At 68.1% G+C, this 13,748-nt stretch carries 11 protein-coding genes and 7 tRNA genes; 10 read left to right on the top strand and 8 right to left on the bottom strand.

Annotated features, from left to right (window positions below; translation table 11 throughout):
- The first annotated feature begins 74 nt into the window (after positions 1-74).
- Entirely contained in the window at positions 75-791 is a 717-nt protein-coding gene (locus ACZ5BU_RS11325; RefSeq protein ID WP_465697766.1) for an SDR family NAD(P)-dependent oxidoreductase, read from the top strand.
- 42 nt (positions 792-833) lie between these two features.
- Entirely contained in the window at positions 834-2,294 is a 1,461-nt protein-coding gene (locus tag ACZ5BU_RS11330) for an ArnT family glycosyltransferase (RefSeq protein WP_465697768.1), read from the top strand.
- Positions 2,295-2,980: 686 nt separating this feature from the next.
- Here the strand turns inward: ACZ5BU_RS11330 and ACZ5BU_RS11335 are convergent.
- The 3 genes from ACZ5BU_RS11335 to ACZ5BU_RS11345 form a co-directional block, all read right to left on the bottom strand.
- Positions 2,981-3,052: transfer RNA gene (locus tag ACZ5BU_RS11335), tRNA-Val, on the bottom strand.
- A gap of 31 nt (positions 3,053-3,083) precedes the next feature.
- Positions 3,084-3,154: transfer RNA gene (locus tag ACZ5BU_RS11340), tRNA-Cys, on the bottom strand.
- A 49-nt stretch (positions 3,155-3,203) separates the two neighbouring features.
- A tRNA-Gly gene (locus ACZ5BU_RS11345) sits at positions 3,204-3,276 on the bottom strand.
- A gap of 175 nt (positions 3,277-3,451) precedes the next feature.
- On the opposite strand from ACZ5BU_RS11345, the gene ACZ5BU_RS11350 reads away from it, so the two are divergent.
- Positions 3,452-4,270: an aminotransferase class IV gene (locus ACZ5BU_RS11350; protein WP_465697770.1), complete on the top strand. Its 819-nt coding sequence runs from the start codon at positions 3,452-3,454 to the stop codon at positions 4,268-4,270.
- Positions 4,271-4,884: 614 nt separating this feature from the next.
- Here the strand turns inward: ACZ5BU_RS11350 and ACZ5BU_RS11355 are convergent.
- Positions 4,885-5,445, bottom strand: a complete 561-nt coding sequence (locus ACZ5BU_RS11355; protein ID WP_465697772.1) for a CGNR zinc finger domain-containing protein — start codon at positions 5,443-5,445, stop codon at positions 4,885-4,887.
- Positions 5,446-5,573: 128 nt separating this feature from the next.
- Between ACZ5BU_RS11355 and ACZ5BU_RS11360 the strand changes: the two genes are divergently transcribed.
- Positions 5,574-5,645, top strand: a tRNA-Val gene (locus ACZ5BU_RS11360).
- A gap of 791 nt (positions 5,646-6,436) precedes the next feature.
- Here the strand turns inward: ACZ5BU_RS11360 and ACZ5BU_RS11365 are convergent.
- On the bottom strand, positions 6,437-7,141 hold the full coding sequence (locus ACZ5BU_RS11365) for a winged helix-turn-helix transcriptional regulator (protein ID WP_465697774.1): 705 nt from the start codon (positions 7,139-7,141) through the stop codon (positions 6,437-6,439).
- 127 nt (positions 7,142-7,268) lie between these two features.
- Here ACZ5BU_RS11365 and ACZ5BU_RS11370 point away from each other — a divergent pair, with 127 nt between their 5' ends.
- Together ACZ5BU_RS11370 and ACZ5BU_RS11375 are read left to right on the top strand one after the other, a co-directional pair.
- Positions 7,269-7,514 carry a hypothetical protein gene (locus ACZ5BU_RS11370; RefSeq protein WP_465697776.1) on the top strand — a complete coding sequence of 82 codons (246 nt, stop codon included), beginning with the start codon at positions 7,269-7,271 and terminating at the stop codon, positions 7,512-7,514.
- 988 nt (positions 7,515-8,502) lie between these two features.
- Positions 8,503-9,771: a M20/M25/M40 family metallo-hydrolase gene (locus ACZ5BU_RS11375; protein WP_465697778.1), complete on the top strand. Its 1,269-nt coding sequence runs from the start codon at positions 8,503-8,505 to the stop codon at positions 9,769-9,771.
- A 52-nt stretch (positions 9,772-9,823) separates the two neighbouring features.
- On the opposite strand, the gene ACZ5BU_RS11380 is transcribed toward ACZ5BU_RS11375, so the two are convergent.
- Both ACZ5BU_RS11380 and ACZ5BU_RS11385 read right to left on the bottom strand, forming a co-directional pair.
- Positions 9,824-10,789, bottom strand: coding sequence for an aldo/keto reductase (locus ACZ5BU_RS11380; protein WP_465697780.1), 966 nt, complete (start codon positions 10,787-10,789; stop codon positions 9,824-9,826).
- A gap of 42 nt (positions 10,790-10,831) precedes the next feature.
- Complete coding sequence (locus ACZ5BU_RS11385) at positions 10,832-11,272, bottom strand: pyridoxamine 5'-phosphate oxidase family protein (protein WP_465697782.1); 441 nt, start codon at positions 11,270-11,272, stop codon at positions 10,832-10,834.
- Between the two features lie 92 nt (positions 11,273-11,364).
- Here ACZ5BU_RS11385 and ACZ5BU_RS11390 point away from each other — a divergent pair, with 92 nt between their 5' ends.
- The 4 genes from ACZ5BU_RS11390 (at position 11,365) to ACZ5BU_RS11405 (ending at position 12,651) form a co-directional block, all read left to right on the top strand.
- Complete coding sequence (locus ACZ5BU_RS11390; RefSeq protein WP_465697784.1) at positions 11,365-12,234, top strand: sigma-70 family RNA polymerase sigma factor; 870 nt, start codon at positions 11,365-11,367, stop codon at positions 12,232-12,234.
- Positions 12,235-12,380: 146 nt separating this feature from the next.
- Positions 12,381-12,453: transfer RNA gene (locus ACZ5BU_RS11395), tRNA-Gly, on the top strand.
- A 23-nt stretch (positions 12,454-12,476) separates the two neighbouring features.
- Positions 12,477-12,547, top strand: a tRNA-Cys gene (locus ACZ5BU_RS11400).
- Between the two features lie 32 nt (positions 12,548-12,579).
- Positions 12,580-12,651 (top strand) — tRNA-Val (locus tag ACZ5BU_RS11405).
- Positions 12,652-12,882: 231 nt separating this feature from the next.
- Here the strand turns inward: ACZ5BU_RS11405 and ACZ5BU_RS11410 are convergent.
- The gene (locus tag ACZ5BU_RS11410) at positions 12,883-13,695 is read right to left on the bottom strand and encodes a DMT family transporter (RefSeq protein WP_465697786.1); all 813 of its coding nucleotides are present in this window, start codon (positions 13,693-13,695) and stop codon (positions 12,883-12,885) included.
- Between the last annotated feature and the right edge of the window lie 53 nt (positions 13,696-13,748).

Below are 13,748 nucleotides of genomic sequence, written 5' to 3' on the forward strand. Positions count from 1 at the left end.
CTCTCCACAACTCCCCGGTTGACATATCCAATCATCCCCGCCAACTGTCGGTACCGGGTGGCAGCGTGACGGGCATGGACATCACGGGAAAGACAGCCGTCGTCACCGGCGCCGCGGTCGGCATCGGACGCGCGATCGCGGTCCGCCTGGCCGCGGCCGGCGCCTCAGTGGTGGTCGCGGATCTCGACGCCACCGGCGGACGCGAGACCTGCCGGCTGATCGGGCCGGCGGCCCGCTTCGTCGAAGTCGACCTGCGCGACGACGACGCCGTACGCGAGCTGATGGCATGTCAACCGCAGATCCTCGTCAACAACGCGGGCGGTGGTGCGGCCCTCAGGCCGTGCTTCCCGGAGGCGACGATCGCGCGGTGGACCGCCTCGCTCGAGGTGAACCTCCGTGCGCCGATGCTCACCACACAGCTCGCGCTGCCCGGCATGCAGGCAGCCGGTGGCGGCGCGGTGGTCAACGTCGGATCGACCGCGGGGCTGGGCTTCGGGCCTCATGTCTCACCGGAGTACAGCGCGGCCAAGGCGGCGTTGATCCGGCTGACCGCGACGCTCGCGCCACTGCAGGAAAGCCACGGGGTGCGGGTGAACTGTGTCGTTCCGGACTGGGTCGCGACCCCTCGCGGTGTGCGCGAACGCGACGCCCTGCCGGCCTCCGAGCGCGGTCCCGCGCTCGTGCCGCTCTCGGCGGTGACCGATGCCGTCGTCCGCTTCGTTTCCGACGAGACACTGGCCGGCCGAGTGGTCCTGCTCGACCGGGACCAGGAACCGCGCTATCTGAACTAGTCGCCGCTGGTCGCCGCCCCTTTGGGCTGACACCATTCCTGCATGACCCGCCCTCCGGTGCCCGCCTTCGCGCTGCGGCCTGTGCTGTTGATTGCGTTGGGCGTGGGAGCGGTACTGACCGCGCTGTCCGGGCGGTACGGGTACCACCGCGACGAGCTGTACTTCGTGGTCGCGGGCCGGCACCTCAGCTGGGGGTACGTCGACCAGCCGCCGCTGACGCCGTTCATCGCGCGGGTGTCGACCGCGGTCTTCGGCGACACCGTGATGGGGCTGCGGGTGCTGTCGACGGTGTGCTGTGTCGCGACGATCGTCGTGATCGCGTTGCTGGCCCGGGAGTTCGGCAGCTCTCGGCGCGGCCAGGTGCTCGCCGCGGTCTGCGCCGCGGTGTCCGGGTTCGTTCTCGGAGTCGGGCACATGGTGTCGACGGCGACGTACGACCTGCTGGCCTGGATGTTGATCGGACTGTTCGCCGTAAAGCTCTTGCGGACCCGCGACGGGCGCTGGTGGCTGGCGCTCGGGCTGACGGCGGGGATCGCGCTGGAGAACAAGTACCTGGTCGTACTGCCGGTCGGCGCGCTGCTGGTCTCGTTGCTGATCGTCGGGCCACGGAGCGTCCTGCGTTCCTGGTGGCTGCTCGCCGGTGTCGCGATCGCCGGACTGATCGCGTTGCCGAACGTCGTGTGGCAGTTCCAGCACGACTGGCCGCAGCTCACGGTCGCGGGCGGGATCAGCTCGGACGACGGCACCGAGAACCGGATCATGTTCGTCCCGCTGCAGATCCTGCAGCTGTCGCCGTTCCTGGTCCCGTTCTGGATCGCCGGGTTCCGCCGGATGTGGGCGTCATCCTGGGCGCGGGCGGTGGCGCTCGCGTATCCGGTGCTGTGCGTCGCCGTACTCGCGGTCGGCGGCAAGTCGTACTACGCCCTGCCGCTGCTGCTCATCCTGGTCGCGGCCGGGTGCGAGCCGATGCTCGACTGGGTCGACCGGCGCCGGCAGTCCGCGATCGTCGTCCTGATCCTGACCGCGCTGACGTCGGCCGTGTTCACGCTGCCCCTGTTGCCGGCGTCGGCGGCGGACGTCGTAATCCCGGTGAACAAGGAACAGGGCGAGCAGATCGGCTGGCCGGCGTTCACCGACGCCGTAGCTGCCGCGTGGTCACACGTTCCAGCGGACCAGCGCTCGACGGCGACGATCTTCGCCGGCAACTACGGCGAGGCAGGTGCGCTCGTCCGCTACGGACCGTCCCGCGGGCTGCCGGCGCCGTACTCCGGGCACATGAGTTTCTTCGAGTGGGCGCGCCCGCCGGACACCAACACCGGCCCCGTCCTGCTCGTCGAACTCGAGCGAACCCCGACCTACGAGTCCCACTTCCGCGACTGCCAACAGGTCGGCACAGTCCACAGCATCGTCTCCAACGACGAAAACGGCACAGCCCTAGTCCTCTGCACCGCCCCCACCGAGCCGTGGTCCACCCTCTGGCCAAAACTCCGCCAGTACTACTAACACTCAACCTGGCGGAATCCCATCCGCTCCCTGCTCCCCCGCACCAACCGGCTCGCCCGACACCGCCACCTCGACATACCGGCGTCCCACCCAGCACGTCCCCCGGTCACCCGCGCCAAGCACCCGCCGACCGAGCGACCTGGTACGCCGGAGGCGGGCGCCGGCCAGGGTGGTGAGTAACCGCCCAAACCCGACCCCAACGACCGCCCAACCCGACCGAGCGCCGAGCGAAGCGAAGGCACCACACAGGTCGGCCTGGGTGGTCAGTTGCCTGCGAGACCCAACCCCAGCCGGTCAGCTGGCCCGCCTCAGCAGCCGAGCGAAGCGAAGGCCTCCAGGCGTGGACCATCAGTCAGAGTGGTGAGTAACAGACGAACCCAACCCCATCCGGTGAGCTGACCGCCCAACCCGACCCAGCAGCCCGAGCGAAGCGAAGGCGCCCCCGCGTGGAGCATCAGCCCGGGTGGTGAGCAGCCGGCCAACCCGACCCCAGCAGGTGAACTGACTGCCCAACCCAACCCAAGGAGCCGAGCGAAGCGAAGGCCGCCGAGCGAAGCGAAGGCGCAGGGGGTGCGGGTGGCGAAGCCCCCGCAACGCGGCAAGCGAAGCGCAGCCGCACAAATAACGAAGGCGACGTGGTCAGCAAGCCCGTAAGGGCTCGCGACACACGTCGCCCATCGCCTTCGTGGACGATACTGGGATCGAACCAGTGACCTCTTCCGTGTCAGGGAAGCGCGCTACCGCTGCGCCAATCGTCCGTCCGGAACACTCACCGCCGTGAGGTTCCCGAGGTGGAGACGGGATTCGAACCCGTGTACACGGCTTTGCAGGCCGTTGCCTCGCCTCTCGGCCACTCCACCACTGAGGCTGTTCGACATGTGAGGACGGTGGCCTGCCGAACCCTCTCCGAGCGGACGACCGGGTTCGAACCGGCGACCTCAACCTTGGCAAGGTTGCGCTCTACCAACTGAGCTACGTCCGCGTTGCGCCCGAGTCTGTGTCCCCCGGCGCGAGAAGAACATTAGCCCATCTCCGCCGGAGTTCAAAAACGGGGGTCCCCCGGTACGTCGACGTACGGTCACCAACTGCTCACCCGGGAACTCCTGCGCGGGCCTGGATCGCCTGCGCACTAAGGTGTTGCGCGGAAGGAGCACCACATGCGTATCTGGCTGAACGGCGCCCTGCTGGACGGCGCGGCGACGGTTTCGCCGCTGGACCACGGGCTGACCACGGGTGACGGCGTCTTCGAGACGATCAAGATCGAGAACGGTCGGCCGTTCGCGGTTCGCCGGCATCTGGAGCGGCTGGTCCGTTCGGCGGTCGGGCTGGGTCTGCCGACGCCGGACGTCGCCGCGATCGAGGACGGCATCGCGGCGGTGGTCGCGGCGGATCCGGGGATTCCGTTCGGCCGGTTGCGGATCACGTACACAGGCGGTGTCTCGCCGCTCTCGTCCGACCGCGGTACGGACGGCCCGACGGTCCTGGTCGCGACGCAGGAGATCAAGCGCCCGTCGGCGACGTCGGCGATCGTCACGGTCCCGTGGGTCCGCAACGAACGCAGCGCGGTCGCCGGCCTGAAGACCACGTCGTACGCCGAGAACGTCCGCGCGCTCGCCTACGCGAAGGAACGCGGCGGCAGCGAGGCGATCTTCGCGAACACCGTCGGCCAACTGTGCGAAGGCACCGGCTCGAACATCTTCTGCGTGTACGACGGCGAGCTGGTCACGCCGACCCTCGAGTCCGGCGCACTGGCCGGGGTGACGCGCGCCCTCGTACTGGAGTGGTTCGGCGGCACCGAACGCGACGTACCGCTCGAGAAACTGTCCGAGGCCGAGGAGATCTTCCTCACATCCACAACCCGCGACGTCCAGGCCATCCACCGCGTCGACACCCGCGACCTACCCGCCCCCGGCACCATCACCGCCCAGGTAGCAAAGATCTTCACCGAACGCTCCGCCCAAAACGTAAACCCCTGACCCCGCACTCACCAACGCCGCTTCAGGTGGACCGACCCCTCCCCCACGCACCACCTGACGGTTCGCCAGCCCACCACAATCGCGTCCCGCAGACACACCCCCGCGCAACGCGACCGGACGAGACCCGATTGTGATGGCCTGCAGAACCGCCCAAGCACTTGCCGGAGATGTTCCGGCCGGCAACTCCCCACACCGGCCCAGCGCGAGGAATCGTCAGATGCGGAGCGCGAGGCAATCACAGTCGCGCGCCATGGCGCACGCACCCGGAGAACGCGACCGGACGGTGCCGGTTGTGTGACCTGGAGAACCGCGCCAGCACTCCCCCGAGGCGCGTACTCCCCCACGCCGACTCAGCGCGAGGAATCGTCAGATGCGAAGTGCGAGGCAATCACCTGCGCCGCGGCGGGCCCGGGGCACACGACCGCGCGGTGCCGGTTGTGACGACGTGGAGAACCGCGGCTGTACTCACCGGACGTGTTCCGGCGAGCAGCTCCGCCGCGCCGGCCCGGCGCGGCGGATCGTCGGATGAGGAGCACCAGGCCATCACAGTCGTACGCCGCAGGCGCGTCCGGGGGACGCTATCGCGCCGTGCCGGTTGTGATGGCCTGGTGGAGTTACTCGCCGGAGGCTTTTCGGCGTTCTCGGTAGGCGGCTACGTGTAGGCGGTTGCCGCAGGTGCGGGCGTCGCAGTAGCGCTTGGAACGGTTGCGGGACAGGTCGATCAGCGCGTCGTCACAGTCCGGCGCCTCGCAGCGGCGGAGGCGTTCGCGCTCCCCCGCCGAGATCACCTGCGCCAGCGCGATCCCACACTCCACCGTGATCCGGCAGGCCAGTGACGCGCCCGCTCTCGAGTAGTGGATGTGCCACGGATGCCCGTCGTGGTTCGTCAGCCGCGGTGTCGACGTACCGCGCGCGATGATCGCGTTGATCATCGTCGCCGCGGACGCGTCGGAGTCGGTCGTGAACACCGGCGCGAACAACGGCCGCAGGTCGCGGACCTCGGCCAGGTCCTTCTCCGACAGCGAGTCGACCGCGCTGAACTCCCGTTCCTGGACGAACTTCTCCAGCTCCTCCAGGGTCTCCAGCGAATCGACCTGGCTGTTCGGTCCGGGCATGGTGTTGACGAGCCGGACCAGCGTCCCGAGCGCCTGCTCGGTGTCGTGCGAGAAAGTCACAATCACGTCTCCAACGCGACGGGATCTCCGTCCTGCAGCAAGAGTAGCCCGGCCCGATTAGATCGTCGCTGCATTCATGCGATATGGTTTCACCCGCAACACCACATCAGAAACACCAGCACCACGCTGGGCGATTGGCGCAGTGGTAGCGCGCTTCGTTCACACCGAAGAGGTCACTGGTTCGAACCCGGTATCGCCCACGAAGGCGACAGGCGACGTGTGTCGCGCACTCCGTGCGCTGACCACGTCGCCTTCGTCATTTGTGCGGCTTCGCTCCGCTCGCCGCGTTGCGGGGGCTCCGCCACCCGCACCCCCTGCGCCTTCGCTTCGCTCGGCGGCCTTCGCTTCGCTCGGCTCCTGGGTCGGGTTGGGCAGTCAGCTCACCTGCTGGGGTCGGGTTGGCCGGCCACTCACCACCCGGGCTGACGTTCCACGCCGGACGCCCTACCCGGCGCCCTTCGCTTCGCTCGGCTCCTCGGTCGGGATGGGCAGTCAGCTCACCTGCTCGGGTCGGGTTGGCCGGCTACTCACCACCCGGGCCGACGTTCCACGCCGGACGCCCTGCCCGGCGCCCTTCGCGTCCCTCGGCTCCTCGGTCGGGATGGGCAGTCAGCTCACCTGCTGAGGGCAGGTTGCCCGGCTTCTCACCACCCGGGCTGATGCTGCACGCGGGACGCCTTGCTCGGCGGCCTTCGCTTCGCTCGGCTCCTGGGACGGGATGGGCAATCAGCTCACCTGCTGGGGTCGAGTTGGCCAGCTAGTCACCACCCGGGCTGATGTTCCACGCGGGATGCCTTCGCTTGGTTCGGCTCCTGGGGCTGGGTCTTGTGCCTTCGCTTCGCTCGGCTTCGTGGCTGGGGTTGGTGGGTTGGCGTGCGTGCCGTGGTCGGGTCCGTCGGGGCTTGGGTTGCTTGTCGTGGTTGGTTTCGTTTGGGGTGCTTGTCGGGGTTGGGCTGCTTCGGCGCGCTCGTGGGGGCATCGGGCGGGTCGTTCAGGCGCTTAGTCTCGGGCGGGTGGTGGGGTGGGGGACGGTGGAGAACAGGGGGTGCAGGCCGAACCAGTCGGTGATGGAGCGGGTGAGGGCCCGGCGGCCGTCCAGCTCGACGGTGTGGTTCTTTACGGCTGATGCCAGTGGGAGGTCTCCCATCCAGATCGCGGTCAACGTCTTTGCGTCGGTGCTGAGCGTGACGTCGACGCCGAAGCCCGGATCGGTCAGGCACAGGTCCGCCTCCGGGAGGACGAGCCAGAAGTTGCGCAGCTTTTCGGGAGCGCCGGCGAACCGGAAGTGGATCACGGTGCGACCTGCCGGCAGTACCTCCGCCTTGACGGTGGTGCGCACCCACCACATGAGCAGTCCGGTGTCGGGTGACTGCTCGAAGATGGGCCGGCGCAGCCAGCGTTCGCTCCAGATGCCGATCTGGGCGAGGACCGGCCCGAGCTCCTGTCCTGCGGGAGTCAGGTGGTACTCGCTCCCTCGTGCGTTCGGCAGTGGTCGGCGCTCGACGATGCCCGCGCGTTCGAGTTCGCGGAGGCGTTTGCTCAACAGCGACGAGGACATCAGCGGTACGCCACGCTGGATGTCGTTGAAGCGACGGCTCCCGGTCAGTGCCAGTTCGCGCAGGACCAGTGGGGTCCAGCGCTCGGTGATCACTTCCGAGGCCTGGGCGATGGGACAGAACTGGCCATAACCGGGCATGTCTCCAATCTCCTCGCGCCCCGGACCACCGGCAACTGCAGATTCTGCAGTTGATCCGCGGCCCCGTCGGCGATGCCATCGAAGCAGGCCACCGGCGTCCGGCCGGGCCAGGCGAAAGGAAACGCTCATGTACATCCTCACGATTCACAGCGTCTCGGACCCGCAGGCGTTCTGGAGCGGACAACTCAACCTGCCGGAGGGCACCGAGCTGCCCATGGTGGTGCCCAGCGCGGACGGTGCCCGCGGCATCTGCGTCTTCAGGTCCGACTCGGTCGAGACGGTACGGAACCTCGTCGACGGTGCGACCGGTCCGGTGAGCCGCAACGAGTTCTACGCGATCAACGAGGGCGGCGCGCTCGGGCTGCCCGCCTAGTGGGCAGCGGAGGGCGGGCGAGCAGGTATCGCCCACGAGAGTCGACAGGCGGCGTGTGCCGCGTACGAACGTGCGCTGACCACGTCGCCTTCGTCATTTGTGCGGCTGCGCTTCGCTTGCCGCGTTGCGGGCTCCGCCACCCGCACCCACCTGCGCCTTCGCTTCGCTGGGCTCCTGAGTCGGCTTGAGCGGTCAGCCCGGCTGGGTTGGGCGGTCAGCTCGGCTCCTGGGGTCGGGTTGAGCGGTCAGCTTGGCCGGGTTGGGCGGTCAGCCTCCGCGTGCACCAGTTCACCGCGGGCGACCTCGAACTGCGGGCCGCCGCACCCTGGAGCGCGAAGGCGGTCCGGCGGGCGGGCAGAGGGCGCCGGTGAGGAAGTTGCTCACCTGTCGTGGTTGGGTTCGTCTGTACTCACCAACCGAGCTGATGCTCCACGAAAGGGCGCCTTCGCTTCGCTCGGCTGCTGGTGAGGGGTTGGGCGGTCAGCTTGGCTGCTGGGTTGGGTTGGGCGGTCGGGTCGGTTGCTGGGGACGGGTTTGCCTGCTACTCGCAGCCGAGCTGAGGGGCTGCCCGGGAGGGCTTCGCTTCGCTCGGCTGGTGGCGTGGGCGTGGGGGGCGGAAGACGAGGGATAACCGCCGCGCTGAGGGGCTGACGGGGCGTGGGGTGGGTGCCAGAGTGAGGGCGACGTGTATTCCACGCACTCAGGAGGCGCCATGTCTGGCTCCCGCTCGTCTCGATCCTCCTCGTCCTCCTCGTCCTCCTCGTCCTCGTCCTCCTCGTCCTCGTCCTCCTCGTCCTCCTCTTCCCCCTCTTCCTCGTCCTCCTCTTCTTCGGCTTCCTCGGCGCGTTCGAGTCGTCGGGTGTTTCTGGCCGGGTCGGGGGCGGTGGCCGCCGGTGCTGCCGGTGTGGCGTGGGTTGGGAGTTCGGTCGAAGCGGTCGCGGGGTCAAGTGGGCTTGGGCCGGCGACGTTCGATCCCCAGCTGCGGGAGATGCTGCAGAGAGTCGATTCTCAGCGGATCGGTGCGACCGTTCAGCGGCTGACCGAGTTCGGTACCAGGCACACCCTGTCCAGCCAGACCGACCAGCTGCGAGGCATCGGAGCGGCCACGGACTGGGTGGCCGCGCAACTCGAGGCCATCGCCGCGACGTCCGGCGGACGGATGACCGTACAGCGGCAGTCGTTCATCCAACCGGTCGCCAGCCGGATCCCCGTGCCGACTCCGATCACCAACGTCATCGCCACGCTGAAGGGAACCGCGTCACCCGAGCGGTTCTATGTCGTCACCGGGCATCTCGACTCACGAGTGACCGACGTCATGGACTCGACGAGCGACGCACCGGGTGCGGACGACGACGGGTCCGGCGTCGCGTGTGTGCTCGAACTCGCCCGGGTGTTCGCGGCCCACCAGTTCCCCGGCACGATCATCTTCGCCACGGTCGCCGGCGAGGAACAGGGGCTGTACGGCTCCTCCTTCATGGCGCAGCAGATGGCGGCGGCAGGCAACGACGTACAGGGCATGTTCAGCAACGACATCATCGGGGCCAGCCGGTCGTTCGACGGCCACAAACCCGACCCGTTCACGGTGCGGATGTTCCTGGAAGGGGTCCCGACCAACGTGACGGCCACTCAGATCTCCCTCCTGCAAACGACCGGTGGCGAGAACGACGGGCAGGCTCGCCAACTCGGCCGCTTCGTCCACTCGGTCGCGCCGTACAGCCTGACCGGCATGAACATCCGGCTGATCTGGCGGCGCGACCGGTTCCTGCGCGGCAGCGACCACCTTTCCTTCCAGGGCCAGGGCTACCCCGCCGCCAGATTCACCGAGCCCCGGGAGAACTTCAACCACGAACACCAGGACGTCCGGATCGAGGACGGCGTACAGTTCGGCGACCTGATCGAGTTCGTGGACTTCGACTACATCGCCCGGGTGACCAGGGTGAACGCGGCCGCGCTGTGGGGGCTGGCCAGCTTGCCCGGCACGCCCAAGAACGCCCAGATCCACACGACACCGCCCGGTACCCTCTCCGGCACCAACCTCACCACGCTGTCCTGGAACGCCAACCCCGAAACGGACCTGGCCGGGTACGAGGTGGTGTTACGGGAGACCACGGAATCCGATTGGACCAGCGCGATTCCGGTCGGGAACGTCACCACGGCAACGCTCGACATCTCCAAGGACAACGTGCAGCTGGGCATCCGCGCGGTGGACCGGAACGGAAACCGGAGCCCGGTCGCGTTCCCGCGGCCGGTGGCCTAGCCGCCACGCCGGCCGCGGGTGTTCGACTCAGTCGGAGGTCTGCTGCATCCCCTCAGGCCTTGTCCAACTGAGCTACCAGGTCGGCGTCGAGCTTCAACGACACAGCCGCAAGCGCCTCCTCCAGCTGGGCGATGGAGGACACTCCGACGAGCGGTACGACGCCGTGGTGCATCAGCCACGCGAGTACTACCTGGTTCACCGTCACGCCCAGCTCCCCCGCAGCCCGGCGGATCGCCTCGAAGCGCACGTATGCCGTGGGATGCGCATAACCCCGCTGCACCGAGAAGGGCCGGTCAGGACGAGCGTACGAACCTGTGAGCAAAGCCTGGTGCGCAACCAGCGTCACGTCTGGGTGCTCCGCCAGATAGTCGAAGTGCTCGATGCCCGCGTGCTGGAAATGCGGCGTGCCGCGTCGTAGAACGCCTTGTAAAGCAGGAGGATTCGGCCACAGGTAGGTCGCGTGCTGCTGGATCACGGAGTACTGCTCGACACCCTGAGCGGCCGCGAGCTGCCGTGCACGATCTAGACGCCACGTGGCCGTGTTACTGCAGCCGACAAGGTCCACGACCCCCTCTGCTGCCAGCTGCCCGAAAGCAGCCACTGTCTCGTCCAAAGGCGTACTGCGGTCGTCTATGTGCGCGTAGTACAAGTCGATCCGCTCCACGCCGAGCCGCGCCAGACTGCCCTTCACGGCCTCGCTGACGACTGCGGCGCTCAGCCCCTCCCAGTGCGCATCCCCCGGGTCGCCGGGCTTTGTCGTACCCGCACCGCACTTCGTCGCGATCACCACGTCGTCACGGTTCCCGCGGGAACGCATCCACTGCCCCAGCAACTCCTCGCTCTCACCGCCCTGCCCGAGCCACTGGTTGTAGTTGTTCGACGTGTCGATGAACGTCCCACCGGCGTCGACGAACCGGTCCAGGATCGCCGTGGCCGTGTCGGCCGGCGTGGACGTACCGAAGTTCATCGCACCCAGACAGAGCGCACTGACAGGCTTACGGTTCCCCAGAGACACCATGTCCCCACGGTGCCTTTTCGACCGCGCTCTAAGTCAAGAGGATCAGACCAGCCAGTGGCCGTTCTCCAGCAGGACGCGGTCCTTGAGTTCGTTGACTTCGCGCCAGGCCTGGATCTTCGTGGGAGTCACGCGGAAGAACGGGTAGTTCGCCAAAGGACGGGGGTCGAAGCCGGCCTTCAGTGCGAACGCCTCGCCCTCGGCGTCCGTTGCCTCGGTGACTTCGGCGGTGCCGGTCACGTGGACCACGTCGCGGACCTCCCCCAGCGTGAGCTGCAGAACCGGGTTGGCGAGCAGGTTGCGTGCCGTCGGGTTGGTCCTGGACGTCGACAGCAGCAGCGTGCCGTTGGTCCACAGGAACGAGAGCGGCGTCAGGTACGGCGTACCGTCCAGGGATGCTGTCGCCACCCAGGCGTCGACGTCCTGGTCCAGGCGGGTCAGGGTGTCCTGCTTGCGGACGTCCAACGGGCGGGGTGCTGCCGTCATCGTCGCTCCTCTGTCACAAGTGCTGCGCGGGCTCCGTCAAACGGGTGACGGCGCTGGGCCGCACATTGTGACAGGCGAAGGGTGTGGTCCGGATGACCGGGGACGATTGGCTGGCAACACGGTTCGAGCAGAACCGCGATCGGCTGCGCGCGGTCGCGTACCGGATCCTCGGCTCCGAGCCCGAGGCGGAGGACGCGGTCCAGGAGACCTGGATCCGGCTCAGTCGCAGCGACACCGCGGCCATCGACAACCTCGGCGGCTGGCTCACCACGGTCGTCGGGCGGATCTGCCTCGACATGCTGCGCACCCGCCGCGGGCGGCCCGAACACCCGGTCGGCGAGCTCTCCCCCGTGCTCGCCGACGGCGACGTACCCGATCCCGAACTCGAGGCGGTCCAGGCGGACACGGTCGGGCTCGCGCTGCTCGTCGTACTCGAAACGCTGTCGCCGGCCGAGCGGCTCGCCTTCGTACTGCACGACCTGTTCGCCGTACCGTTCGAGGACATCGCGCCGATCATCCGGAAGTCCCCGGCCGCGGCGCGGCAGATCGCGAGCCGCGCGCGACGCCGGGTTCGCGGTACGCCGGAACCGACCGACGTCGACGTCGTACGCCAGAAGGAAGTCGTGAACGCGTTCCTGATGGCGGCGCGTGGCGCGGACTTCTCGGCGTTGGTCGCCGTCCTCGATCCGGACGTCGTCGTCCGCGCGGACGCCGGTGCGGAGGCGTACGGGACCGAGGCGGTACTCGCCGGCGCGACGGCGGTGGCACGCGAGTTCACCGGGCGGGCCGCGGCCGCCAAGCTCGTACTCGTCGACGGGATGCCGGGGCTGGTGTGGATGCAACGCGGCGAACCGCTGATTGTGTTCTCTTTCACGGTCAGCGACGGGCGTGTCGCCGCGATCGACCTCCGCGGCGACGCCGAGTACCTCGAAAGGGTCGATCTCGTGACCTTGAAGGCCTGAGCCGGCGGCGTGGCGAGTGGACATCCCAGGCAGGATTCGCGCGACGAACAAGGCGCCTTCAGCGGCAGCGGAATCGGGTTTTTGCCGGCGCCGAAAGTGCGCTACTGTTCTGCTCTCGCACCGAGCGGAAACGCTCCGGAGGCGGCGCGGACGTAGCTCAGTTGGTAGAGCGCAACCTTGCCAAGGTTGAGGTCGCCGGTTCGAACCCGGTCGTCCGCTCGGAGAGGGTTTCGGCTTTCTACGGTGGAGTGGCCGAGAGGTTAGGCAGCGGCCTGCAAAGCCGTCCACGCGGGTTCGAATCCCGTCTCCACCTCGAGAACCTCAGCCCGGCTGAGCGTTCCGGACGGACGATTGGCGCAGCGGTAGCGCGCTTCCCTGACACGGAAGAGGTCACTGGTTCGATCCCAGTATCGTCCACGAAGGCGATGGGCGACGTGTGTCGCGCACTGACGTGCGCTGACCACGTCGCCTTCGTCATTTGTGCGGCTGCGCTTCGCTTGCCGCGTTGCGGGGGCTCCGCCACCCGCACCCCCTGCGCCTTCGCTTCGCTCGGCGGCCTTCGCTTCGCTCGGCTCCTGGGTTGGGTTGGGCGGGTGGCTCGGCTCCTTGGGTTGGGTTGGCGGGTCGGTCACCGCCGGGGTGGAGGTTCTACGTGTGGCGGGCTTGGGCCGCTACTGCTAGTAGGAGGACTGCTGCTCCTACGAAAGCCATTGGGGTCAGGTGTTCTTTGAAGACGAGGATGCCTATGGCTGTGGCTACTGCTGGTTCTAGTAGGGCTATTACTGATGCTGTGGAGGCTTTGAGGGTTCTTAGGCCTTCGTAGAACAGGGTGTAGGCGAGGGCGGTGGGGACTAGGCCGAAGTAGGCGATCAGGAGCCAGCCCGTCCAGGTTATTGGGAGGGTGGCGAAGGGGGCTAGGACGGCCGCTCCTGTTAGGAAACCTAGGAGGGCTGTGGTTTGGGGGTCTGGGGTGTTGCGGTTCAGGAGGGTGGTTAGGGAGTAGCCGGCTGCTGAGGCCAGGGCGGCTGCTATTCCTGTGAGGCTGGCTGTGCCTGTGGTTGCTGTTAGGAGAGTCAGGCCGGTCAGGGCGGCTCCGGTTGCGAGTGTCGGGCGTTCTCTGAGCGCCAGGGTGATGATGAGGGGGGCCGCTCCCAGGGCTATGACGGTGGCTATTCCTATGCCTACTCGGGGGATGGCGGTGAAGTAGCCGAGTTGGCAGACGGCTAGGCCCAGGCCGCTGAAGATGTGGCGCGGCCGCGGGCGGATGGGGGTTCGGTGGCGCCTGGCGAGGCGTGCTGCGGCCAGCCAGCCGGCGGCTGCGGCGAGCCGCCAGAAGGAGGTGGAGAGAGGCGTCAGGCCGGCTTCGGAGAGCAGGGCTCCGGTTGGGCCGCCTGTGCCCCAGGCGAGGGCGGCTAGGAGTACAAGGGCTAAGGCACGTCTGGTTGAGACGCGTTGGTGCATCGGATGCTCCGGGTGTTCGCAACGGGTGATGGGGCTTCTGCGAACAGCCCGAA

This window comes from Kribbella sp. NPDC031520 (assembly GCF_055580825.1).